The organism is Streptomyces sp. SDT5-1, from assembly GCF_052245995.1.
In the GTDB taxonomy this organism is placed as follows: domain Bacteria; phylum Actinomycetota; class Actinomycetes; order Streptomycetales; family Streptomycetaceae; genus Streptomyces.
Genome location: NZ_CM125963.1, coordinates 5,255,688 through 5,279,270, shown reverse-complemented (window position 1 = coordinate 5,279,270; position 23,583 = coordinate 5,255,688). Strand labels below are relative to the sequence as shown.

Genomic DNA, 23,583 nt, shown 5'->3' with positions numbered 1-23,583 from the left:
GGGGGGGAGACGGACCGGCCCGAGGGGGGGTTTCCACCATAACCCTTCGTAAGTGTCGGCGCGCGCATCGGCGTGCCACAACTACGCTCCGGAGTCGTCCGGCGACGCGTGGAGGTGGCTTTCCGGCCGCTCCGCAGCAGGTTCAAGGGGGTTCGAGGCCCGGAATCACGGGGTTCGCGGCCGCCGCGCGACGTCCCTCTCCCGTGTCACGCACGTGGTTGACGCGCGCGGCCCCCGGAGTGGCGGCGCGGACGAATGGCCTGATTGCGGCCGGGGCACCGCGCAGCCCCCTCCACTGCGCGGTACCGACGCGCAGCTTTGCTCACGCGAATTGCCGTTGGTCTGAACTTACGTGATTCTTACCCTCCATTCGATCGCGTATCGATAACGATCCGGATCGATTGCTCAGCCGGACGCCCGTGGAGCACGGACGCCCGCGGATCAGCGGGACCAGGCGCGCTCGCGCAGCAGGCGCAGGCCGTTGAGGCCGACGAGGACGGTCGAGCCCTCGTGCCCCGCGACGCCGAGCGGCAGCGGCAGATGTCCCGCGAGGTCCCAGATCACCAGGCCCGCGATGAACACGCCCGCGATGACGAGGTTCTGCACGACGAGGCGGCGCGCGCGCCGGGACAGCGCCACGGTGCGCTCCAGGGCGCCCAGCTCGTCCCGCACGAGGACGGCGTCGGCGGTCTCGAGGGCGAGGTCGGAGCCGCCGCGCCCCATGGCCACGCCGGTGTGGGCCGCGGCCAGGGCCGGGGCGTCGTTGACCCCGTCGCCGACCAGGAGGACGGAGCGCCCGGCGTCCGCCAACTCCCGCACAGCGGCCGCCTTTTCGTGCGGCAGCAGGCCCGCGCGTACGTCGCCGGGGGCGATGCCGACCCGCTCGGCGACGGCCGCGGCGGCGTGCTCTTGGTCGCCGGTGAGCAGGAGCGGGGCGTGGTCCGTGCGGGACGTGAGGGCGCGGACCGCGTCGGGCGCGCAGGCGCGGACGGTGTCGGTGAGGGTGAGCCGACCCGCCAATGCGCCGTTCACCAGGACGGCGACCTCGGTGCCCGGCGTCGTCGTGGCCTCCTGGCCCAGGTGGGCCGGGGAGCCCGCCTCGACGTGGAGGTCCGAGGAGACGGTGCCCGATACGCCCTTGCCCGGCACCGAGTCGAACGCCTCGACCGGCCGGAGGCTCAGGCCCCTGTCGTGGGCCGCGGCGACGATCGCCCGGCCCACCGGGTGCTCGCTCCCCTGCTCCACCGAGGCCGCGAGGGTCAGCACCTCGTCCTCGCCGTAAGGGGGTTCGGGCCGTACGTCGGTGACCTGCGGGACGCCTTCGGTGAGCGTTCCCGTCTTGTCGAAGGCCACCGTGTCGGTGCGGCCGATGCGCTCCATGACGACCGCCGACTTGATGAGCACGCCGTGCCGTCCGGCGTTCGCGATCGCCGACAGCAACGGCGGCATCGTGGCGAGCACCACGGCGCACGGAGAGGCCACGATCATGAACGTCATGGCCCGCAGCAGGGCGTCGGTGAGCGCGTCGCCGAGGGCGAGCGGGACCAGGAAGACGGCGAGGGTCGCGGCGACCATGCCGAGCGCGTAGCGCTGTTCGACGCGCTCGATGAACAGCTGGGTCGGCGCCTTGGTGCGGGTGGCCTCCTCGACCAGCGCGACGATGCGGGCGATGACCGTGTCGGAGGGGTCGCGGGCGACGCGGACGCGCAGCGCGCCGGTGCCGTTGAGGGTGCCGGCGAACACCTCGTCGCCGACGGCCTTGGGCACGGGCAGCGGTTCGCCGGTGATGGTGGCCTGGTCGACGTCGCTGGCGCCGTCGACGACCAGCGCGTCGGCGCCGATCCGCTCGCCGGGGCGGATCAACAGGACGTCGCCGACGGCGAGTTCGGCGGTGGGGACGGTCTCCTCCGCCCCGTCGGCGGTGAGCCGGGTGGCGGTCGCGGGCGCCAGATCGAGCAGTCCGCGGACGCTGTCCTCGGTGCGGGCGGTGGCGAGGGCCTCCAGGGCACCGGACGTCGCGAAGATGACGACGAGCAGGGCGCCGTCCATGACCTGTCCGATCGCGGCGGCGCCGAGGGCGGCCACGACCATCAGCAGGTCGACGTCGAGCGTCTTCTCGCGCAGCGCCCTGAGCCCTTCGAGTCCGGGCTCCCAGCCGCCGGCCGCGTAGGCGACGGCGTACAGCGGGCCCCACGACCAGGCGGTGGCATCGAGGAGTTGGAGCGGCAGCGCGAGGAGGAAGGCGACGGTGGCGAGCGCCGCCCAGCGGGCCTCGGGGAGGGCGAGCAGCGGGGTACGGGTGCGGCGGACGCCGGGGGCGGACGGCGCGACGGGCGCGACCGCGGCGGCGTCGGCCGGGGCGGATGCGGGCACGGGGGCAGGCATGGGGCCCACGATACAGGAACAGATGAAGACCTCTTCATGTATGCCAGAGAAGGCGGCGCCGACCTGGATACGATGAGCCCATGGGCCATGGAATCGATCACAAGAGCAGCACCCGCGAGCGGCTCGACGCCGTGGGCGCGGCCGATGTCGCGGCGACGCTCCAGGCCCTCGCGACCCCGTCGCGGCTGCGCATCCTGGCTCGTCTTCAGGAGGGGCCGTGCGCGGTCGGCGACCTCGCGGAGGCGGCCGGTCTCGAACAGTCCGCGTGCTCGCACCAGCTGCGGCTGCTGCGCAATCTGGGCCTGGTCAGCGGTGAGCGCAAGGGGCGCTCGATCGTGTACGCGCTGTACGACGACCACGTCGCGCAACTTCTCGACCAGGCGCTCTTCCACGTGGAGCACCTGCGCCTCGGGCTGCGCGACGAGGCGTGACGTTCCGCCGTCGCGCGGCCCTCAGTGCAGTGCGAGGCGGATGCCGGCGATGCGGCCCGCCTCGTCGAAGCCGATCTCGGCCGGAACCGACCCGGGCAGCTCGGCGGCGATCTGCCCGCCCTCGTCCCGGTACGCCACCCCGTGGTGCTCGAAGAAGCCCGTGACCAGACGCCGGGCGTCGACGCCGAGCAGCCCCTCCGCCTGCACGAGGGTGCGCGGCAGCGTGACCGGGTCGAGGGCGGCGCGCGGCACCTGCGGATCCTCGGGCAGGAAGTAGACCTGCGTCTCGGCGTTCGCGGGCACGCTGATGTAGCCCGGGGCGCCGGCAACGCCCATCCCGGCGAAGGCGAGCGTCTCGGCCGCGCGCCGGGGGTCCGGGAAGCCGGACAGGTCGAGCACCTGGGTGGTGAACTCGGCTATCCCCTGGCTCTGGCCGAAACGCCCCACCTGCTCGGAGAGCGCCGCGACGGGCGTGCCGCGCAGTTCGGGGTTGGCCCAGGCCCACATCCACGACCGCTGCGACGAGTCGTAGGTGCCGAGGACGCCGACGCGCAGGTCCACGTCGCCCTGTCGGTAGCGGCACGTCGGCAGGTCGGCCGTCCACGATCCGTCGGGCAGGAACCCCATGAGAGCTTCGAGCTGAGCGCCACCCCACGCCGCGTGTCGCTCGGTCTCGTACAGAAAGGCTTGGCTGAATTGCGTGTGGCTCATGGGGCGGGACCTTACGCGAGACCACTGACGAGACCCGAGTTGCGGAGGTGACGGGGGTTCCGGCTACGGCTTGCGGGCCTCGATCAAGTGCCGGGTGCTGTGTGCCACGAAGGGACCCTGCTCGACGATCCGCTCGTGCAGCGCGCGGAGTTGGGGTTCGTACGCCTCGGCCGTGAATCCCGGCACCATCCATACGACCTTGCGCAAAAAGTGGACGACTGCCCCGATGTCGTAGAACTCCATGCGCAGCCGCTCCGCGCGCAGATCGACGACTTCGAGCCCCGCCGCCTCCGCCTCCCGGCGCTCGCTCTCCGGGTCGCGGCCGGCGCGCACCTCGGCGGGCTGCGGGCCCAGGAAGTACTCGACGAGCTCGAACACGCTGCTGCGGCCCACGTGTTGGGCGAAGTACGTGCCGCCGGGGCGCAGCACGCGGGCGATCTCGGCGAAGTGCGCCTTCACCGGGTGGCGCGCGGTGACCAGCTCGCCGCGTCGGCGAACGGCAGCGGGGCGTCGTCCGGCGCGGCGACGACGACCACGCCGCGCGGACCGAGCAGGCGGGTGGCCTTCTCGACGTTCGGGGGCCAGCCCTCGGTCGCGGCCATCAGCGGCGGCAGCTTCGGCGCGAGGTTCAGCACCTCGCCGCCGCCCGTGTGCAGATCGAGGGCGGAGTCCACGCCGGCCAACCGCTCCCCCATCAGCCGCGCGTACCCCCACGAGGGCCGCTCCTCCGTGGCCCGGCCCTCGAACCAGGAGAAGTCCCAGCCCTCGGTGGGCGCCGCGACGGCCTCGGCGACGAGCTCCTCGTACGGGCGACTCGTCGCCGGGTGGTCCTGGTGCGGGGCGTCGGCGTTGCTCATGGTGCGCATGATCTCAGCACCGGGCCGTCCGTTTCAGCTGGATTTCGTCCGCCCTGGGGACAGCCCCAGGGTGCGGCCGGGGGTTGCCCCTCTTCCCGGCGACAGGGGTATCGCACGTACCCTTGGCGTTCCCCACTGGCATTCCCCAACCCCCATACCTTCATCAGGCCCGTCCGTCCTACCGCCTCACCGCAGAAATGCGAGCACATGTCCGTACGTTCCGCGATAGCGACCTGGCTGACCCGCCTCTACTTCTCCCGGCTGCGCAAGAAGGGGGGAAGCCTCGACCTGTCCGTCCTGTCGAAGCTCCCCGACGCCGCGCTGCTGCCGCTGCGCCGCACGGGCGTGGACCCGGTCCCCGAGATCGGCGAGCTGCGCGACCGGGAGCCCGTGAGCAAGCTGCCGATCCCCGGCATGACGGTATGGCTCGTTTCGGGATACGACGAGGCGAAGGAGGTCCTCGGCGACGCCAAGGCGTTCAGCAACGACTTCCGCAACCTCGTGGGGGTGGGCGGCGCCGAGGCCGAGCAGCACCCCGGCGGCCTCGGCTTCTGCGATCCGCCGGACCACACCCGGCTGCGCCGACTCCTGACGCCCGAGTTCACCATGCGCCGCCTCTCCCGCCTCACGCCGCGCATCCACGCCATCGTCGAGGAGCAGCTGGCCCAGCTGGAGAAGGCCGCGCAGGAGTCGCCCGACGGCACGGCCGACTTCGTCGAGCACTTCGCGATGCCGGTCCCCGCGCTCGTCATCTGCGAGCTCCTGGGCGTCCCGTACGAGGAGCGGGACGCGTTCCAGCAGTTCTCCGTCGCCCGCTTCGACGTGCTGGGCGGGGCCGGTGCCTCCTTCGGCGCCGTCTCCCAGTCGCTCGACTACCTGCGCGGCGTCGTCGCCGAACAGCGCCGCGACCCCGGCGAGGGGCTGCTCGGCATGCTGGTGCGCGAGCACGGCGACAACATCACCGACGAGGAGCTGACCGGCCTCGCGGACGGCGTGCTCACCGGCGGCCTGGAGACGACGGCGAGCATGATCGCCCTCGGCACCATGATCATGCTGAAGGACCGGGAGCACTTCACGGCGCTGCGCGACGCGGAGGACCCGGCGACGGTCGCGGCTCCGTTCGTCGACGAACTCCTCCGCCACCTCACCGTCGTCCAGACCGCCTTCCCGCGCTTCGCGCGCGAGGACACCGAGGTGGGCGGAGTCCGGCTCTCCGCCGGGGACATAGTCATCGTGTCCCTGAGCGCCGCCGACCGCGATCCGCGCCTCGGCGACGACATGGACGCGTTCCTGCCCGGCCGCCCGCCCACGTCCTCGCACCTCGCGTTCGGCTACGGCATCCACCGCTGCATCGGCGCGGAGCTGGGCAAGATGGAGCTGCGCGCGGCGTTCCCCCAACTCGTGCGGCGTTTCCCTGAGTTGCAGCTCGCGGTGGAACCGTCGGAGCTGGAGTTCCGCAAGCTGTCGATCGTGTACGGGGTGGACCGGCTGCCGGTGCGGGTGGGCTGACGGCGCGGCGCGCGCCGCGCCGCGGCGCCGTTGTCGGGTTACCTCCAATAACCCACCCGCCGTTTTGGCGAACTACCGCACTGAGTACGGGTGTTCGGGGCCGCTAGCGTCGTGTCATGAGGCCACGGAAACGTCATGGCACGACGCGGATCCACTCCCTGCGGCGCATGCACGAGCGGGCCGAGCGACGCCGCGAGCAGCGGCGGGCGCGCGGCCTGGCCAGGCGCGTCGGGCGGCGGGCCGAACGGCTGCGGCCCTGGCTCCAGATCCTCGCGGACGTCGCGGCGCTCCTGACGAGACTGGTCCGCTGACGTCACTTGGACTTCGGGAGGGAGACCTCCACGCGGCGGTTCTTCTTGCGGCCCTGCTCCGTGTCGTTGTCCGCGATCGGGTAGTCCTCGCTGTAGCCCCGCACCTGGAACGTGATGTTCCCGCCCCGGGCGCCGAGCGCCGCGGTCAGGGCGTCGTGGACCGCCTCCGCGCGGCTCTTCGACAGCTTGAGGCCGTGGGCGTACGAGCCGAGGTTGTCGGTGAACCCGAAGACGCGCACGGAGCTCGCCTTCTGGTTCTCGATCTCGTCGGCGATCGCCTGGATGCGGGACTTGCCGTCCGGGTTCAGTTTCGCGCTGTCCTTCGGGAAGAGCACCTCCGCCTGGAGCGCGAACGTCACGTTCTCGTTCGTGTCCGTCCGCCGCTCGTCCCCGGACAGGTCCTCGACGACCGACTTGATGTCCAGCACCTTGGCGGGCGCGAGCGTCGCCCCGTCGGCAAGCTTCAGCCCCGGACTGTTGGCGTCCACCTTGGGGGGTGCGGCGGTGGATCCGGTGCCGGGCGGGGCGCCGGTGGGGTCGTCGTCGGCGTGGGCCGTGACCGTGCCCGTGGTGAGCAGGAGGGCGGTGATCGCGGCTGCGGTCAGATGACGGCGGGGCATTTCAGTTGCCCTCGGTGATGTCGAGTTGGGCGGGGGGCATGGAGCCGACCTGGAACGCGACCTCGCTCGTACCTTCGGGCGGGGCGGGGAACTGGGCGTACCAGTCGGCGGTCTGCCCGTTGCGGACTCCGCCGGTGAAGCGGGTGCACAGGCAGCGTCCCTCGGTGTCCCGGAGGATCAGGTACTTCTTCTTGTCCTTCTGGTCGACGAGGCTGGCGCCGGCGATCGACCCGCCGTTGCTCATCAGCTCGCGCTCGTCACCTCGCCAGTCGACCGGGACCCACGCCTTTCCGGTGCCGTTGGCCACCGTTCCCTTGACGGTGACGAAGCCCCCTGCGTCGCGCTGTGCCGATGTGACGGTGAGCGTGATGCCCCCTTCGCCCTTCACCTCGGCCAGCGGCTCGTTCGTCGCCGGTTCGGAGGACTGCTCCTTGCTGTCCGAGCCGCGTTGCGCCGGAGCCGAGGACTTAGTGGCCTCGCCGTCGCTCTTCTCACCGTCGCCTCCGCAGGCCGTCACGGACAGGGCGAGCCCGGCCGCGATCGTTGCCGCAGCCAGTGCCCGGCGGGTGGTCGTCGTACGCCGAAGGTTCATGCTGCGGCTTCCCTCTCTCGTCAGTCGGCAAGGTGGACGGCGAACAGTTCGGACGCGTCCGGCAGGTCGTCCGGATCGAAGTCCTCGGGATCGATGTCCCAGGTCTTGTCGTCGCAGGTGAGTTCCAGTGGCTTCTTGAAGTCAGCGTCCACAGGGATGTCGCAGCGAGGCTGCACCACCGCTGTGGCCCGCGCCGTGGCCCGCTGGTTCTCCGTACCGGGGATGATCGTGTCGCCCACCGCCCGGCGGTTCTCCACCCCGACGCGATACCCCGGATAGCCGTTGACCTTGGTGAACGCCGGGCCCTCCGTGACATCGGCGTCGTTGGCCGCGGCCAGACGAGCCGCCGCCTCCTGTGGCGCGCCGTCGTCCTTGGGGTCCATGCCGTCCAACCAGTCCAACCAGTTGTCGCCGCCTTCCAGCGCTTCGCCGAGCCCCAGCATCAGCTCTTCACGGGCGGATTGGGCCGCTGCCAACGCGGCCGCATCGGCGGCGGACTGGGCACCGTTGCGCGCCGACGCTGCTTGAGCGAAGGCGAAGAATGCGAGGGCGGCGAACATCAGAATTCCGGTCAACCAAATGTAGATCGGAAGCGTGGAACCGCGATCCGGACGTCCCCTGGTCAGCCACCGATCACATTGCTGATGGCGTCCATGATCGCGCCGGAGATCATTCCGTCGAGCCCCAAGCTGTCGATCGCCACGAAAATGCCCGCGATCAGAATCATCAGGCCCGCGTACTCCACGAACCCGGCGCCGGAGTCCCGGCGCGTGCGGTCTCCCAGCGCGTTGGTCCACTTCACCCACACCCCGAGCAGTTTGTCCCTGATCACGGGAACCCCCTTCCGTCGCTTCCGTGGAAGCAACCAAATCAACACACGCAACGTACGTGAACTGCGACCCTCCGCACCCGCTTTCGCGAATTAAGAGGTCGTTCTTGACCGGAAGTTGTCGCCTTGCCGTCGGACCCGTCATGGTGCATCAGCGCCCCAGGATCGAACCGAAGTTGGTGCCGGAGCCCAGGAACATCCCCGTTCCGATGAGGATCATCGTCGCCGGCAGCATGAAGACCAGCGTCACCATCGTCGCCTTGGGGATCGTCTTCGCCGCGCGGCGGCGGGAGTTCTGGGCGTCGGTGCGGCGCATGTCCGTGGCCAGTTGGATGAGGGTGTCGGCGATCGGGGAGCCGAGTTCCTCGCCCTGTTGGAGCGCGGAGACGAACTGGGCCACCTGCTCGGAGGCGTTGCGACGGCGGAGTTCGTCGAAGGCCTGGCGGCGCGGGACGCCCATGTCCATCTGGCGCAGCGTGATGCGGAGTTCGTCGGCCCAGGGCCCCTCGTACTTCTCCGAGACCCGGTCGAGCGCCTGGCGGAAGCCGAGGCCCGCCGAGACCACCACCGCGAGGACGTCGAGGAAGTCGGGGAGCGTGCGGTCGATGACCTCCTTGCGCTCGCGCACCGCCTGCCAGATGAGCGCGTCCGCCGCGAGCGCCCCGAACGCGAGCGTCAGGAGGCCGAGGAGGGGGCTGTCGGCGGAGAGGAAGACCAGGCCCATGATCAGGCCGAAGGCTCCGTAGACCGCGCGCCGCGCCGCGTAGCGGTCGATGGTCAGGCCGCCGGGGTTGCCCGCCATGTCGATCTTCCGACGTTTGGCGTCCACCCGGCGCGGCCCCATGAGCCGCAGCACCAGCGGCGCGAACCGCATGCCGATGCGGTCGACGGCGGAGCCGGTCGTGGAGACGCGGCTCGCGCCGACCTCCAGGGCGAGCGCGAGGTCGCTGGGGACCTTGGCGTCCGCGCGGTACATGCGGATGCCCGTGAGGACGCCCAGGACGGAGAGCGCGGCGAGGGCCGCGAGGAGTACGCCGATGATCGTGGTCGACATCGTCCGCTCACACCTCGATTCGGCCGAGTCGGCGGATCACGAAGAAGCCGATGCCGTAGAGGCCGAGGGAGATCAGGATCAGCGCGCGGCCCACTCCGGACTCGGTGACGCGTGCGAGCGCGCCGTCGTTCGAGGAGTTGATCAGGAGCAGGGAGCCGAGGCCGAGCAGCGGGACCGTGAAGGCGGTGGCGTTGACCTCGGAGAGCATCGTGCGGATCTCGCGGTGGGTCTCCTTGCGGTCCTCCAGGGTCTTCGTGAGGTTGCGGAGGGAGGAGACGACGGTGCCGCCCGCCTTGTTGGAGAGGACCAGTGTGGTGACGAGGACGACGAGTTCGCGGGAGGGCAGGCGGGCGGCCAGTTCGTCCAGGGCGTCGTCGACGGAGCGGCCGAGGGCCAACTGGTCGGAGACCCGGGAGAGTTCCTCGCCCGCGGGGGCCTCCAGCTCCTCGGCCGCCATCGCGAGCGACGTGCGCAGGGCGAGGCCCGCCGCCGTCGCGTTCGCCAGGAGGCGGGCCACGTCGGGGAGCTGGTTGATGAAGGCCTCGATGCGCTTCTGGCGCTGCCAGTTGAGGAACACGATCGCGCCGTAGACGGCCACCAGGGCGGCGATCGGGCCGAAGAACGGGGCGAGCGTCGACGCCGCGAGCAGCCACAGGGCGACCGCGACCACGGCGACGTACACCGAGAACTCGCCCGCCGTGACGTCGAGGCCCGTCGCCGACAGGCGCAGGTGCACCCAGCGGCCGAGCCGGGTGCGGCGCAGGCGGCGGTCGACGGCGGTGAAGCGGCGGGCCCGGCCGCCCGCGCCGGCCCCGACGGGTTCGCCGCCGGCCGGGTAGGCGTCCAGGCGGTCGACCAGTTCCTGGCGGCGGGCCCGGCCCGCGGCCAGGGCGTGGGCGCCCGCGATGGCGAGGACGCAGGTCAGGGCGGTGGCCGCCAGGGTGAGCAGGACCGCGTTCGTCATCCCGTCGCCTCCCTCGTGTTGCGTATGTCGACGGACTCCACGACGCCGAACGCCGGTGGCACCGCCTCCCCCGCCACGTACAGCCGGTCGGCGAGGACGCGGGGCAGCGGGAGGTGCTCGTAGTAGCCGCGGACCCGGCGGATCTCCTCGTCCGTGGCCCCGGAGACGTAGGGCTGCGCGACGAAACGGGTCGCGGTCGCGATCCGGAACTGTTCGCGGCCGTGCGAGATGAGCAGCGCGATCTCCGTGATGCGGCGGGAGCCGTCGGCGGCGCGGGTGAGCTGGATCAGGACGTCGACCGCGGAGTTGATCTGGTCGCGCAGGGCCTCGAAGGGGACGTCGACCTCCGACATGGAGCCGAGGGTCTGGAGGCGGGTGAGGGCGTCCTCCGCGGTGTTCGCGTGGACGGTGGCGAGCGAGCCGTCGTGGCCCGTCGACATGGCCTGGAGCATGTCGAGCGTCTCGCCGCCGCGGACCTCACCGACGATGATGCGGTCGGGGCGCATGCGCAGGCTGTTGCGGACGAGGTCGCGGATGGTGATCTGGCCCTTGCCCTCGACGTTCGCGGGACGGGATTCGAGGCGGATCACATGGTCCTGCTGGAGCTGGAGCTCCGCGGAGTCCTCGATGGTGATGATGCGTTCGTGGGGCGGGATGAGGGCCGAGAGGGCGTTGAGGAGGGTGGTCTTCCCCGATCCGGTGCCGCCGCTCACGATGATGTTGAAGCGGGCGCGCACGCACGCCGCTAGGAACATCAGCATGTGCTCGTCCAGCGAGCCCAGGTCGAGGAGTTCGGTGAGGCTGTACGCGCGCGGGAAGCGGCGGATGGTGAGGGTGGCGCCGGTGAGCGAGAGCGGCGGGATGATCACGTTGACGCGTTCGCCGGTGGGGAGGCGGGCGTCGACCATGGGGTTCGACTCGTCGACGCGGCGGTTCACCGTCGAGACGATGCGCTCGATCGTCTGCATGAGCTGCTCGGACGACGTGAAGCGGAGGGGCAGTTGCTCGACCCTTCCGGCGCGCTCGACGAAGATCGAGTCCGGGCCGTTCACCATGATCTCGGTGATCGAGGCGTCAGCGAGGAGGGGTTCGAGGATGCCCAGGCCGAGGGCCTCGTCGACGACGCGGCGGATCAGCTGGGTGCGTTCCGTGGAGGAGAGGACCGGGCCCTCGCGGCTGATGATGTGGCCCAGTACGCGTTCCAGGCGGACGCGGCGTTCGGCGGCCTGGAGGGTCGACATCTCGGCGAGGTCGATCTCCTCGAGGAGCTTGGTGCGGTAGACGGCGACGAGGCCCTCGTCGCGGTCGGCAGGAGTGGCGGGTCCGGGGCCGCCGGACGCCGGGTCGCGGGTGGCGATCACGCGGGAGCGCAGGCTCATGCGGTGGTCAGCTCCCCTCGTTGTCGCGGTCGTTCGGCATGGTGGCGGTGCGGTGGACGTTCCAGCCGTCGAAGAGGGGGATTACCGGGGGGACGTGCACGGTGACGGTGTACGTCACGGTGTCGTCGGTGCCGTTCGGCTCCGCCTGGGGGTGGAGCCAGGAGCTGGTCGCGGCGGCGGCCGCCGTCTGGGCCGTGCCGGGGGTGAGGGATTCGGCGCGGGCCGCCGCGCGGGCGGCGGATCCTGCCTGGTTGGCGGCGTAGCCGACGAGGCCGAGTTGGATCGCGGCCATTCCGATCACCAGGAGGAAGGGGAGGAAGCCGGCGAACTCCAGCATGGACACTCCGTGGTCGCCGGTGCGCTTGCGGTCGACCGTGGTCGACGCCTCGGGGCTCCGCCCCGGACCCCGCTGCTCAATCGCCGCAGGGGCTTGAATTGGCCGCATCGGCCCTGCGCTCCCCGTCACCGGTTCGCCTCCGTTGCCGCGCCTGCCTCGCCTGTGACCGACCAGCCGGGGTTCACGCCGGGGAAGAACAGGGGGACGTCGACGTTCACCGTGGCGCGGGTGACCGTGCCGTCGTCGGTGCACGTGATCTGGGCGTCCTGCCATGCGCCCGGGAGGTTCTTGCGGCCTCCCGCGTCGCAGGCGCCCGCCATGTTCCCGGTGCCCGCTGCGGCGGACGTGGCCGCGCGGGCCGCCTCGTCCGCCGCGTTGCCGGCCAGCGAGTACGTGTAGCCGTACAGGACGCACTGCCACATCAGGGCGAGGACCGCGAGGACCAGGGGGAACATCGCCGCGAACTCGAGGGTGACCGCGCCCTTGTCGGAGCCGCGGCGGCGGGCCCTGCGGCCGGATGCCGGAGGCGTGGGGGTGGCCACGAGGTCGAGTTCCGCCGCGAGCGCCCACATCGCCTGCTTCACCGACGAGCGGTTGTCGAGGTCCTGCATGCGGCCCGCGTCGACGGCCGCCTGGAGTTCCTTGTACGCCGCCGGGATGGAGGTGCGGGCCGTCTTCGTGCCTGTCACCCGTTCCACCAGCGACGGCTGGATCTCCGCCGAGCGGGCGTGCCGGTTGACGACCGTCAGGGTCTCCTCCGCCTTGCGGATCTGGAGGCGGTCCCACAGGCGGATCATGCGCTTCGCCGCGCGGACCGCGACGACGTCAGGGGTGACCAGGAGAGCGGTCTGGTCGGCGAGTTCGACGGCCGTGGAGTTGGCCGCGCTCATCTGCGTACCGCAGTCGACGACCACGACGTCGTAGCGGGCGCGCAGGGCGTGGATCACCTGGCGGGCCACGCGGTCCGTGACGTCCTCGCCGCGTTCGCCGTCGGCGGGGGCCAGGAGGAGGTCGACGCCCGACTCGTGGGCGAAGGCCGCGTCCTGGAGAACGCGGGGCGTGATGTCCTGGATCGCGGCGAGGTCCGCGACGGAGCGGCGGAACTGTACGTCGAGGTAGGACGCCACGTCGCCGGACTGGAGGTCCAGGTCCAGGAGGACGGTCGTACGGCCGGACGCCTTCGCCGCGAGGGCGAGTTGGACGGCCGTGACGGTCGTCCCTACGCCGCCCTTCGCGCCGGCCACCGCGACGACGCGGCCGCCGCCGCCCGCGGGGACGAGTTCGGTGCCGGTGCCGCCCGCCAGGTGGCGGCGCATTCCGGTGGACCAGGCGGCGGCCGCCTGGACGCGTTCCGCCAGGGCGTCGTAGCCGAGCGGGAACGCGACGATGCCGCGCGCTCCGCTGTCCATCGCGGCGGTGAGGAGGGCGGGGCTGGTGTCGGCGGTCAGCAGGACGACGCCGACCGCGGGGAAGCGGAGGACGAGGTCGCGGATCAGGTCGAGGGCGGGGACGGGGCCGATGCGTTCGTGGACCAGGACGACCTCGGGGAGCTCGTCCAGGGATTCGGCGGCGAGGCCGGCCAGGGTGTCGAGGAGGGCGGTGGCGTCGGGGACGGGTGGGGCGGGTTCGGTGTCGGGGAGCTGGGAGAGGAGCGTGACGAGGCCTCTGGCGGTCTCCGGGTCGGCGACGGCCGGGAGTATGCGGATGGTCATGACCGGCCCCCTCCGCCCACCGGCACCGCACCCGACGCCCCGGGGCTCCGCGGCTCCGTCGCCGGCCGGGCGGGACGGTGATGCCGCACCGCGCCCCACGCCACGGGGCTCCGCCCCGGCCCCCGCGCCTCAAACGCCGGCGGGGCTTGATCCTGCCTACCCGGCGTTACGCATTCGGGGCTCCGCCCCAGACCCCGCGCCTCAAGCGCCGACGGGGCTGGATGGTGATGCCTCACCGGCGCCGCCGCCTCGGGGCTCCGCCCCGGACCCCGCTGCTCAATCGCCGCAGGGGCTTGATTGCCCGGGCCCTCGCCGTCGGCCGCAGCAGGCACATGAACTTGCCGAACCGGCGCTACGGAAGCCATTGCAGGCGCGTGAATCACCGGCACCGACGCTGCGGAAGTCGTCACCCGCGCGTGGATTGCCAGCACCTCCGTCACTGGCGCCGTCGCCATGGCGTGGGCGTGGCGAACAGGGCCCACGAGAGTCGGCACTGGGGCTTGATGCGCCTGGATCGGCGCCACGGAAGCCATAGCAGACGCACAGATGTCCGGCACCGGCGCCACAGAAGCCGACGCAGAGGCTTGAATCGTCGGCGTCGGCGCCATGGCAGCCACAGCGGGCGCGCAGGCGGCCGGCGCCGGTGCCACGAAAGCCGTCGCAGGCGCGTGAATTACGGGCGTCGGCGCTACGGAAGTCGCCGCAGGCACGTGAGTTGTCGATGCCGGCGCCGCGGGAGCCGGTGCAGGTGCGTGCATGGGTCGGGTCAGCCATGCGGGAAGTGGTGGGGTCACTTGTCGCCCTCCAAGGTGTACGACCTGTCGTCCGGGGCGATCTTGTCGGTCGCGCCGGGGGCCACCAGGGCCAGGCGGACGTGGGTGGCGAAGGATTCGGCGTAGGCGACGCGTTGGGCGTCCGCGGCGGCGAGGGCGAAGGTGATCGGGACGGCCTCGCCCTGGCGGCGGACGGAGTTCTCGGTGTCGGCCGCGCCCTGCTGGTCGATCGGGGTGAGCTTGCCGACGTCGATGACCTCGGCGTTCTCCACGATGACCTTGGACTGGTCGCGCTCCTTGTCGCTCTCCGCCTTGAACGTGGCGTAGATGTTGACCTTCGCGCCGGGGTTGATCTTGCCCGCGACGCCGGTCTCCGCGTCGATCATGATGGCGATCTCCTGCTGCCCCGCCTCGAGCTTCGGGCGGTCGACGATCATGTCGGACTGGAGCAGGGAGCCCTTCTTGAGCCGGGTGACGGCGATCTTGCCGCGGATGTCGTCGAGGTCGGTGACGGCCGTCTCCGAGAGCCAGCGCTTCGGCATCCGGACCTTCTCGAACTGGTCGGCCGTGAGCTGTTTGTACGGGGACACGTCCTGTTTCAGCTCGTACGCGTCGGTCTCCGACCCCACCTTGGAGTCCACGTCACGGATCACGGCGAGCACACCGGCGAACGCTCCGATGGCGCACAGGGCCGAGACGACCAGGAGTATGACGCCGCGGCGCTGACGTGAGTTCATGGACCGGACAACCTCGTTGCTAGGGGCCAGGGGGTCGGTGGGCTCAGTGGTGGTGGGTGGCGCGTGGGAGCGCCGTTCGGGACGGGCCTGCGGCCGGGGCGAGCGCCTCGCGGGCCGACGGGGTGCCGACGGCCTCGGGTGGTGTCTCGCCGGCCAGCGGCGCCGCGCAGAACCCGCAGCGGTCGCCGATGAGTTCCAGCCCGCACCAGTGGCACTGCTCGCGGCGGACCGAGGACACCAGCTGGTAGAGGACCGAGATGTCGGGGATGGCCGAGGCGAACTCGACCAGGCGCCCCGGGCTGCCGGGTCTGCCCGTCGCCCACCAGCGCGGCGAGTCCGCGGGCAGCCGGGTCCGCGACACGCCCTGGACGCGCCAGGCGGGTGCAAGCACGCCGGTGAGCCAGTCGGGCGTGTGCTGGCCGACCGCGTAGACCATGCGGGTGCGGAAGGCGGGGCCGGTCGGGGTCTCCGAGCCGGTGAGACGCAGGAGTTGCGGCTGCGGTGAGGCCACGACCGCGAACTGGGCGTTCGGCGACCAGGACTTCGCGTGGGCCTTGAGGGAGACCGGGACCCGGTCCAGCTTGGCGACCGATCCGACGACCGCGCCCGCGTAGACGTAGTGCGCGAGCAGCCGGGCCGCCGACGCGAGGACGCCGGGGCTGAAGTCGCAGATCGACAACTGGCGCAATTGCAGCGCGAGGACCGCGAGCCCGAGCGGCGGCAGGGCGGGGCGGAGGATCGCCATGCGGTCGGTTTCCAGCACCGAACGGATCGAATGCAGCCGGTGCACGGTCACGTCAGGCGCCGAGTCCGGGCAGAGCACGATCACGTAGCCGTGCTGTTCGATCAGGGTGTGGACGTCGGTGAGGGCGCGGTCGAGCGGATACTTCTCCGGCGGCTCGCCGAGCGGCAGCACCGTGGCGGTCGGTGTGTGCCGGTCCGGCGAGGCGAGGACCAGGTCGGGGTCGGTCACGGCTATGGCGGTCGGCACGCGTGAACCCCCCGGTCGTCGCTCTGCTCTCCTCCACGGCACCTCGCGGTGCCACTGCCTCAGCACCATATCCACGCGGCCGCCCCGCAACACCCCACTTCGCACTGTTCACGGCGCGATGGGCACCGGTCCACCCCGGGTTGGCGAAGAAGCGTCGGTGCCAACTCTTGACAAGTCCAATGGTCTGGACCAGCTTGTACGGCCAGCAGCTGCTTCCCCAACTCCCCCCACAGCTCCCCCACTTCGGTGCCGGGAGCACTCCCCCCCCACTTGGAGGAAGAAATGGCGCATTCCTGTCGGAGAAGGTCACGGCTCGGCGTGCTTCTCGGCGCGTTCACGGCGGCGGCGCTCGCCGTCGGCGGACTCGCCACGACCGGTACGGCAAGTGCCACCACCAGTACGGCGAGTACCGCGAGCGCGGCCGGAAGCTCTACGGCCGCCGTCCCCGCGCACGCCGTCACGGGCTACTGGCAGAACTTCGACAACGGCGCGACCGTGCAGAAACTCGCCGATGTCCCCGACGCCTATGACATCGTTGCCGTCGCGTTCGCCGACGCGACCTCGACGCCCGGCGCGGTCGACTTCACGCTCGACTCGGCCGGTCTCGGCGGCTACACGGAGGACGCCTTCAAGGCCGACATCAAGGCCAAGCAGGCGGCGGGCAAGTCCGTGATCATCTCGATCGGTGGCGAGAAGGGCACCATCCAGGTGAACGACGCGGCCTCCGCGGGCAACTTCGCCGACTCGGTGTACGCGCTCATGCAGGAGTACGGGTTCGACGGCGTCGACATCGACCTGGAGAACGGGCTCGACTCGACGTACATGTCGCAGGCGTTGAAGTCGCTCGCCGCGAAGGCGGGCAGCGGCTTCGTGCTCACCATGGCGCCGCAGACCATCGACATGCAGTCGACCTCGGCCGAGTACTTCAAGACCGCCCTGGCCGTGAAGGACATTCTCACCGTCGTCAACATGCAGTACTACAACAGCGGTTCGATGCTGGGCTGCGACGGCAAGGTCTACAGCCAGGGCACGGTCGACTTCCTGACCGCGCTCGCCTGCATCCAGCTGGAGGGCGGGCTCGACCCCTCGCAGGTCGGCATCGGCACGCCCGCCTCGTCGAGCGCGGCGGGCAGCGGATACGTGGCGCCCTCGGTCGTGAACGACGCCCTCGACTGCCTCACCAAGGGCACGAACTGCGGCTCGTTCAAGCCGTCGAAGACCTACCCGGGCCTGCGCGGCGCGATGACCTGGTCGACCAACTGGGACGCGAGCTCCGGCAACGCGTGGTCCTCGGCCGTCGGACCGCACGTCGACGGCCTTTAGGCCCCCGCGCGGGCAGCGCCGCCGCTCCCCCGGCGGCGCTGCCCGCACCCGGGCCCGTACGGATCGCACCCGTACGGATCGCAAGGTCAGAAGAAGTCCGACCAGGGCTGGTCCCAGATCTGCTTCACGCACAGCACGACGAACAGCAGGCCGGCAATGCTCAGCATGCCGTTGCTCAGCCAGCCGTTGCGCCAGTTCGCGGGCGTGCGCGAGGAGTTCAGGAGCCAGACCAGGGTGAGCGCGAGGAACGGCATGAAGGCCGCGCCGAGCACTCCGTAGATGATGACCAGGCGGAACGGCTGGCCCTGGAAGAGCAGGACGATCGGCGGGAACGTCATCCACAGCAGGAAGGCCCGGAACGGCCAGCCCTTCTCGCGGTCGCCGCGCGCCACCTCCTCGCCGGTGACGACGCGCGAGAGCCGGTAGCGCTCGACGAAGTCCGCGAACATCAGGCTCACGCCGTGCCACACGCCGATCAGCGAGGTGAACGACGTCGCGAAGAAGCCGACCAGGAACAGCTTCGCCGTCGCCGTGCCGTACTCGGCCTCCAGGATCTTGGAGAGGTCGACCAGGCCCTTGTCGCCCTCGGCGATCGCCGTGTGCGAGGCGTGCAGCAACTCGGCGCCGACGAACAGCATGGCCACGACGAAGATGCCGGTGGTGATGTACGCGACCCGGTTGTCGAGCCGCATCACCTTCATCCACGACGTGTTGGTCCAGCCCTTCGCGTTGACCCAATAGCCGTACGCGGCGAGGGTGATGGTGCCGCCGACGCCGCCGATCAGGCCGAGCGTGTTGAGGATCGAGTCCTTCTCGTCGGGCAGTACGGGGAGCAGTCCCGCGAAGGCGTCGCCGAGGTTCGGGGTGACGCGGATCGCCAGGTAGACCGTCACGACGAACATGACGCCGACCAGCACCGTCATGACCTTCTCGAAGACGGCGTACTTGTTCATCCAGACGAAGACCAGGCCGACGACGCCGCTGAGGATCGCCCACGGCTTGATCGACCAGTCGGCCGGGAACACGTCGGGGAACAGCGCCTGGAGGGGCAGTCCGCTCGACGACATCGCCGCGGCGCCGTACACGAAGCCCCAGATCACCGCGTAGATCACGAAGAAGTACGTGGTCCACTTGCCGAGGCTCGCCCAGCCGTCGAACAGGGTGCGGCCCGTGGCCAGATGCCAGCGGCCCGCCGCCTCCGCGAGGCTGATCTTGACGAGGCAGCCGAGGACGGCGGCCCAGAGCAGGGTGTAGCCGAAGTTGCTGCCCGCGATGAGGGTGGCGACGAGGTCGCCCGCCCCGACACCCGTCGCGGCGACGACGATGCCGGGGCCGATGTACTTCCAACTGGATCTGCGGGGGCCTGGGTCGGTGGAGGTGGTGTTGCCGGTTCCTGGGGTGCCCGTGGTGTCCGCCATGAACATCAAGGGTGCGTAAAGCCGCGCCGCTGGCAAGGGGCCCGTCAGGAACTCATTCCTCGAAGTACGTGTCCAGCGCCTTGTCCAGCTGGTCCGTCCACTCCTTGAGGCGGGCCTTGTCGGGGGCCTCGACGTCGTTCGGGAACCAGCGGCTGTTGGGCATGTGGACCGTCACCGTGAGCCGCTTGCGCGCGGTGCCGAACTCGACCGCGCTGATCTCGTCCCAGGTGAAGTCGGCCTCCTGGTCGTCGAGCGTGAACCGGACGCCGCTCGCGTCGACGGTGATCGAGCCACGCCGGTCCTTGGCCTCGAACACGGGCCCGTCGCCCTCGGACTCGCCGTCGGACTCCTCGGCGGACTCGTCGGCGGGCTCCTCGGCGTCGGGCTCCTCCACCGTGGCGTCCTCGGCGGGCTCCTCCGGCTCCGGCGTCACCTCCTCCGCCGTGTCCGCGGCCTCCTCGGCCTCCGGCCCCCGCGCGGGAGCCGTCAGACCGGGGATGTGCGCCGGGTCGAAGCCGGCACCGGTGACGGGCGTGACCTTCTCGTTCTCCATACGCTGCTCCACGGGCGGCAGTATGGCGGACAAGCCTGTGCCGCACCTCCCCCAGGGGTGGGTGCGGCACGGGCCCGGCGGGTGCGGCGCTAGACGAAGACGCTCAGGACCAGGGCGACGGCGAAGCCGGCGACCGAGAGGACCGATTCCAGGACCGTCCAGGAGCGCAGGGTGTCGCGCTCGGAGATGCCGAAGTACTTGGCGACCATCCAGAATCCGCCGTCGTTGACGTGCGAGGCGAAGATGGAGCCCGCCGAGATCGCCATGATGACGAGGGCCGTGTACGCCTGCGAGTAGTCGCCCTGCGCGAGCAGCGGTCCGACGATGCCCGCGGTGGTGACGATGGCGACCGTGGCCGAGCCCTGCGCGACGCGCAGCACGAGCGAGATCAGGTACGCCAGGACCATGATCGGCAGGCCGATGCTGTTGAACGTGTCGGACAGCGCCTGCGCGATGCCGCTGGCCTGGAGGACGGCGCCGAAGACACCGCCGGCGCCGACGACGAGCAGGATGTTGGCGACCGGCTTCAGGGACGCCGTGGACACCGTCTCCAGGGACTTGCGGGACCAGCCGCGGCGCAGGCCGAGCAGGTAGTACGCGGCGAACAGCGCGATGGTGAGCGCCACGAACGGGTTGCCGAAGAACTCGATGACGGAGCGGAGCGTCGACGGGTCGAGGGCGATCGAGGAGAACGTCGCGGCGAGGATCAGCACCAGCGGGATGGCGATGATCGTGAAGACGATGCCGAGCGGGACCGGGTCCTCGCGGGGCGTGATGCCGTCCTTGCGCTGCTCCTCGGCGAGCGCGGCCTTCGCCTCGTCTGCGGCCTCGACCATGTCGTGCGGCACGGGCACGAAGATCTTCTTGCCGATCCAGGCGGACCAGGCCCACGCGGCGAGCACGGCGGGGATGCCGCAGACGATGCCCATGAGGATGACCCAGCCCAGGTCCACGTGGAGCAGTCCCGCGGCGGCGACGGGGCCCGGGTGCGGCGGCAGGAACGCGTGGGTCATCGACAGGCCGGCGAGCAGCGGCAGGCAGTAGAGCAGGATCGACTTGCCGCCGCGCTTGGCGGCCGCGTAGACGATCGGCGCGAGCACGAAGATGCCGACGTCGAAGAAGACGGGGATGCCGAAGATGAGGCCGGTGAGGCCCATCGCGACGGGGGCGCGCTTCTCACCGAAGAGGTGGATGAGGCGGGAGGCCAGGACCTCGGCGCCGCCCGACACTTCGAGCATCGCGCCGAGCATGGTGCCCAGGCCGATGATGATCGCGATATGGCCGAGCGTGCCGCCCATTCCGTCCTCGATGACCGAGGTGGCGGTGGACTTCTGGACGGTGCCGAAGAGTTCGGTGACGGAGAGTCCGGCGGCGAGGCCCACGGCGATGGAGACCGTCAGAAGGGCCACGAAGGGCTGGAGCCTGACCTTGATGATCAGGAAGAGCAGCAGCGCGATGCCGAGGACGGCGACCGTCAGCAGTCCTGCGGTGCCGGGTATGAGGAGGAGCAGACCACCGGTGTGCTCGGGCGCGTCGGCGGCGGCGGACGCGAGGGGGGCGTACGGGGACATCGTTGACCTCGTAAGTACATGGGGGGGTGCGGGGCGTTTCCAGCGTTCTCAGGCAGGAGGGCAGGAGGGATCGCGGTGCGGCGCCCGCGCGGGGCGCCGCACCGTGGCGCGGAGGGGGTTGGCTCAGCTCAGGACGGCGAGCGCGTCGATCTCGATGAGCAGGCCCTTGGGCAGACCGACGTAGACGGTCGTGCGGGCGGCGGGGGCCTCCTTGAGGCCCTGCTCCTCGAAGTAGGCGTTGTAGATCTCGTTCATCTCGGCGAAGTGGTCGACGTCCGTCAGGTAGACGCGCATCATCATGACGTCGTCCCAGGTGGCGCCGCCCTCTTCGAGGATCGCCTTGACGTTGGCGAAGGTCTGGAGGGTCTGCTCCTTGAGGGTCGGGCCCGCGGGGGTCGGGGCCTTGCCCTCCTCGGCCGGCAGGAAGCCGACCTGGCCCGCGACCTGAAGGATGTTGCCCTTCTTGACGCCGTGGGAGAACTTCGCCGGCGGGGTGGTGTGGGTGGCGGGCGTGAGCGCGGTCTTCTCGGTCATGAGCGTGCTTCCTTGGGAGGGGTGTTACCGGTGTTTCCGGAGGGGCTGCCGGTACCTGAGTAGTCCCGGCTGATGGCTTCCGCCGTGCGGCGCACCAGCGGGAGCAGTGTGAGGAGTTCCTCGGCGGTGACGACGACGTTCGGCGCGGAGACCGACATGGCGGCGACGACCCTGCCGTCCGCGCCGCGGATGGGGGCGCCGACGCAGTTGATGGACTCCTCGTGGCCACCGAGGTCGGTGGCCCAGCCCTGTTCGCGCACCTTCTCCAACTCGCGCAGGAACGCTGCGGCGTTGGGCGTCGAACGGGACGTGTACATGGGGTAGTCGAGCTTCTCCGCGACGGCGCGGCGCTCGGCCTCGGGCAGGTCGGCGAGGAGCAGCTTGGCGACGGCGGCCACGGTGATGGCGACCGGCTTGCCGACGCGCGAGTACATGCGCACCGGGTAGCGGCTCTCGACCTTGTCGATGTAGAGGACCTCGTTCTCCTCGTACACCGCGAGGTGGACGGTGTGCCCGACCTTCTCGTTGAGTTCGACGAGGTGGGTGTGGGCGATCTCGCGCACGTCGAGGTTCTCGACGGCCTCCTGGGCGAGCGCGAAGAGCCGGGCGCCGAGCCGGTAGCGCTGGTCGGACTGGCGGTGCACGAGGCCGTGCTCGTGCAGGGTGCGCAACAGGCGCAGCGCCGTGGACTTGTGCACGCCGAGGCGGTCGGCGACCTGCCCCAGGTCGGCGGGTCCCTCGGCGAGCAGCGGCAGGATGCTGAGCGCGCGGTCGACGGTCTGGCTCATGGTGTACGTACCTCCTCGTCCACCCCGTCGTCGGCTGCTGCCCAACCGGGGCCGACGTGCAGTGTCCCCCACGAGACGGCGTCGAGGGCGACCAGGCGGTCGGCCCGGGCGCGGCTCGGCGGCGCGGCGAGGTCGCCGGGCTCGGTGAGGGCGACGGCGGCCCAGAGGTGGCCGTGCCGGAGGCGTTCGGCGACGGGCAGTCCGCGCAGGGTGGCGGAGAGGAAGCCGGCGGCGAAGGCGTCGCCCGCGCCGACGGCGGCGACGACGTCGACGCGCGGCGAGGGCTCCTCGTGGCGTCCGTCGGCGTCGTAGGCGACCGCGCCGTCGGCGCCGCGCTTGACGACGAGCAGCGCCGGTTCGGGCAGCGCCTCGCGGATGGCGTCGGGGCCGCCGGTGATGCCCCAGGCGTCCTCGGCCTCGTCGTCGCCGACGAAGACGATGTCGGCGCCGCGCGCGAGGTCCAGGAGTACGGCGGGGCCCTCGGCGGATCCTGACCACAGGCCGGGGCGGTAGTTGACGTCGAAGGAGACCAGGGGGCGGCCCGCACGCGGTGCGGTCAGCTCGCGCAGCAGGTCGAGGCAGCTGCCGGAGAGCGCGGCGGTGATCCCGGACAGGTGCAGGATCCGGCCGGAGCGCAGCGCGTCCAGGTCCAGGTTGGCGGTGGACATGGCGGAGGCGGCGGATCCGGCGCGGTAGTACGCGACCTCGTGGGCGGCGGTGGACCGGTCACCGGCCGTGCGGAAGTAGATGCCGGTGGGGCGGTGCAGATCGCGGCGTACGGCGGAGGTGTCGACGCCGTACGCGCCGATGGCCTCCACGAGGTGGTCGCCGAAGCCGTCGGCACCGACCCGGCTGACCCAGGCGGAGCGGTGCCCGGCGGCGGCGAGCACGCACGCCACGTTGGACTCGGCGCCGCCGATCCCGCGATCGAACGAGGGCACGTCGGCGAGCCGCCCGGGGACGGCGGGCCGGAACGTGACCATGGACTCGCCGAGCGCGACGACATCGACGTCGTCCACGACATCGACGGCGCTGGTCGGTACTGCGGGTCCGGTGGCGGTCACGGTGGGTCGCACTCCTCGCGGCGGGGGACTTCGGGCTCCGTTGACCCGACGTTGGCTCGGATGTTAGACAGCATGAAGCGACATACGCAATGACCGTTGCAAACGGTGCAACGGACTGCCTGGAGGAGGCGCCGTGACCG

The 23,583-nt window shown here is 71.2% G+C and carries 23 protein-coding genes and 1 pseudogene; 4 read left to right on the top strand and 20 right to left on the bottom strand.

What is annotated here, in order from left to right; translation table 11 throughout:
* Positions 1–441 precede the first annotated feature (441 nt).
* On the bottom strand, positions 442–2,385 hold the full coding sequence (locus ACTWJ8_RS24515; protein ID WP_443260279.1) for a heavy metal translocating P-type ATPase: 1,944 nt from the start codon (positions 2,383–2,385) through the stop codon (positions 442–444).
* An 80-nt stretch (positions 2,386–2,465) separates the two neighbouring features.
* Here ACTWJ8_RS24515 and ACTWJ8_RS24510 point away from each other — a divergent pair, with 80 nt between their 5' ends.
* Positions 2,466–2,816 carry an ArsR/SmtB family transcription factor gene (locus tag ACTWJ8_RS24510; protein WP_326018650.1) on the top strand — a complete coding sequence of 117 codons (351 nt, stop codon included), beginning with the start codon at positions 2,466–2,468 and terminating at the stop codon, positions 2,814–2,816.
* A gap of 21 nt (positions 2,817–2,837) precedes the next feature.
* On the opposite strand, the gene ACTWJ8_RS24505 is transcribed toward ACTWJ8_RS24510, so the two are convergent.
* Together ACTWJ8_RS24505 and ACTWJ8_RS24500 are read right to left on the bottom strand one after the other, a co-directional pair.
* On the bottom strand, positions 2,838–3,527 hold the full coding sequence (locus ACTWJ8_RS24505; RefSeq protein ID WP_356374352.1) for a DUF6882 domain-containing protein: 690 nt from the start codon (positions 3,525–3,527) through the stop codon (positions 2,838–2,840).
* Positions 3,528–3,590: 63 nt separating this feature from the next.
* Positions 3,591–4,384, bottom strand: a pseudogene (locus tag ACTWJ8_RS24500) (SAM-dependent methyltransferase).
* A 207-nt stretch (positions 4,385–4,591) separates the two neighbouring features.
* Here ACTWJ8_RS24500 and ACTWJ8_RS24495 point away from each other — a divergent pair.
* Both ACTWJ8_RS24495 and ACTWJ8_RS24490 read left to right on the top strand, forming a co-directional pair.
* Positions 4,592–5,893, top strand: a complete 1,302-nt coding sequence (locus ACTWJ8_RS24495; RefSeq protein WP_356374356.1) for a cytochrome P450 — start codon at positions 4,592–4,594, stop codon at positions 5,891–5,893.
* 116 nt (positions 5,894–6,009) lie between these two features.
* The gene (locus ACTWJ8_RS24490) at positions 6,010–6,204 is read left to right on the top strand and encodes a hypothetical protein (protein WP_356374358.1); all 195 of its coding nucleotides are present in this window, start codon (positions 6,010–6,012) and stop codon (positions 6,202–6,204) included.
* Positions 6,205–6,206: 2 nt separating this feature from the next.
* Here the strand turns inward: ACTWJ8_RS24490 and ACTWJ8_RS24485 are convergent, their stop codons facing one another.
* The 11 genes from ACTWJ8_RS24485 to ACTWJ8_RS24435 form a co-directional block, all read right to left on the bottom strand.
* Positions 6,207–6,824 carry an OmpA family protein gene (locus ACTWJ8_RS24485; protein WP_356374360.1) on the bottom strand — a complete coding sequence of 206 codons (618 nt, stop codon included), beginning with the start codon at positions 6,822–6,824 and terminating at the stop codon, positions 6,207–6,209.
* 1 nt (position 6,825) lies between these two features.
* Entirely contained in the window at positions 6,826–7,416 is a 591-nt protein-coding gene (locus ACTWJ8_RS24480; protein ID WP_443260278.1) for a hypothetical protein, read from the bottom strand.
* 20 nt (positions 7,417–7,436) lie between these two features.
* Positions 7,437–8,003 (bottom strand): pilus assembly protein TadG-related protein, encoded by a 567-nt coding sequence (locus ACTWJ8_RS24475; RefSeq protein ID WP_443264984.1) that lies wholly within the window; start codon positions 8,001–8,003, stop codon positions 7,437–7,439.
* Positions 8,004–8,038: 35 nt separating this feature from the next.
* Positions 8,039–8,245 (bottom strand): hypothetical protein, encoded by a 207-nt coding sequence (locus tag ACTWJ8_RS24470; RefSeq protein WP_443264982.1) that lies wholly within the window; start codon positions 8,243–8,245, stop codon positions 8,039–8,041.
* A gap of 151 nt (positions 8,246–8,396) precedes the next feature.
* Positions 8,397–9,299, bottom strand: a complete 903-nt coding sequence (locus tag ACTWJ8_RS24465) for a DUF5936 domain-containing protein (RefSeq protein ID WP_443260277.1) — start codon at positions 9,297–9,299, stop codon at positions 8,397–8,399.
* A gap of 7 nt (positions 9,300–9,306) precedes the next feature.
* Entirely contained in the window at positions 9,307–10,263 is a 957-nt protein-coding gene (locus tag ACTWJ8_RS24460; RefSeq protein WP_443260276.1) for a type II secretion system F family protein, read from the bottom strand.
* A complete protein-coding gene (locus ACTWJ8_RS24455; protein WP_443260275.1) occupies positions 10,260–11,642 on the bottom strand; it encodes a CpaF family protein in 1,383 nt (460 codons plus the stop codon). The genes ACTWJ8_RS24460 and ACTWJ8_RS24455 overlap by 4 nt, the downstream gene beginning before the upstream one ends.
* 7 nt (positions 11,643–11,649) lie before the next feature.
* Positions 11,650–11,979 (bottom strand): TadE/TadG family type IV pilus assembly protein, encoded by a 330-nt coding sequence (locus ACTWJ8_RS24450; protein ID WP_443260274.1) that lies wholly within the window; start codon positions 11,977–11,979, stop codon positions 11,650–11,652.
* 125 nt (positions 11,980–12,104) lie between these two features.
* Complete coding sequence (locus ACTWJ8_RS24445) at positions 12,105–13,691, bottom strand: AAA family ATPase (RefSeq protein WP_443260273.1); 1,587 nt, start codon at positions 13,689–13,691, stop codon at positions 12,105–12,107.
* A 790-nt stretch (positions 13,692–14,481) separates the two neighbouring features.
* Positions 14,482–15,201, bottom strand: coding sequence for a Flp pilus assembly protein CpaB (gene cpaB / locus ACTWJ8_RS24440; protein WP_356374375.1), 720 nt, complete (start codon positions 15,199–15,201; stop codon positions 14,482–14,484).
* A 43-nt stretch (positions 15,202–15,244) separates the two neighbouring features.
* Positions 15,245–16,192 carry a hypothetical protein gene (locus ACTWJ8_RS24435; protein WP_443260272.1) on the bottom strand — a complete coding sequence of 316 codons (948 nt, stop codon included), beginning with the start codon at positions 16,190–16,192 and terminating at the stop codon, positions 15,245–15,247.
* A 282-nt stretch (positions 16,193–16,474) separates the two neighbouring features.
* Here ACTWJ8_RS24435 and ACTWJ8_RS24430 point away from each other — a divergent pair, with 282 nt between their 5' ends.
* Positions 16,475–17,515 (top strand): chitinase, encoded by a 1,041-nt coding sequence (locus ACTWJ8_RS24430; RefSeq protein WP_443260271.1) that lies wholly within the window; start codon positions 16,475–16,477, stop codon positions 17,513–17,515.
* Between the two features lie 86 nt (positions 17,516–17,601).
* On the opposite strand, the gene ACTWJ8_RS24425 is transcribed toward ACTWJ8_RS24430, so the two are convergent.
* The 6 genes from ACTWJ8_RS24425 to ACTWJ8_RS24400 all read right to left on the bottom strand — a co-directional run bounded on the left by ACTWJ8_RS24425 (position 17,602) and on the right by ACTWJ8_RS24400 (position 23,443).
* Positions 17,602–18,933, bottom strand: coding sequence for an Nramp family divalent metal transporter (locus ACTWJ8_RS24425; RefSeq protein ID WP_356374380.1), 1,332 nt, complete (start codon positions 18,931–18,933; stop codon positions 17,602–17,604).
* A 52-nt stretch (positions 18,934–18,985) separates the two neighbouring features.
* A complete protein-coding gene (locus tag ACTWJ8_RS24420; protein ID WP_356374382.1) occupies positions 18,986–19,498 on the bottom strand; it encodes a hypothetical protein in 513 nt (170 codons plus the stop codon).
* A gap of 77 nt (positions 19,499–19,575) precedes the next feature.
* Positions 19,576–21,057, bottom strand: a complete 1,482-nt coding sequence (locus ACTWJ8_RS24415; protein ID WP_356374384.1) for a GntP family permease — start codon at positions 21,055–21,057, stop codon at positions 19,576–19,578.
* A gap of 123 nt (positions 21,058–21,180) precedes the next feature.
* A complete protein-coding gene (locus tag ACTWJ8_RS24410; RefSeq protein ID WP_356374386.1) occupies positions 21,181–21,591 on the bottom strand; it encodes a RidA family protein in 411 nt (136 codons plus the stop codon).
* A complete protein-coding gene (locus ACTWJ8_RS24405) occupies positions 21,588–22,379 on the bottom strand; it encodes an IclR family transcriptional regulator (protein WP_443260270.1) in 792 nt (263 codons plus the stop codon). Before ACTWJ8_RS24405 ends, ACTWJ8_RS24410 begins: the two co-directional genes overlap by 4 nt.
* Positions 22,376–23,443, bottom strand: a complete 1,068-nt coding sequence (locus ACTWJ8_RS24400; RefSeq protein WP_443260269.1) for a sugar kinase — start codon at positions 23,441–23,443, stop codon at positions 22,376–22,378. Before ACTWJ8_RS24400 ends, ACTWJ8_RS24405 begins: the two co-directional genes overlap by 4 nt.
* Positions 23,444–23,583: the final 140 nt, after the last annotated feature.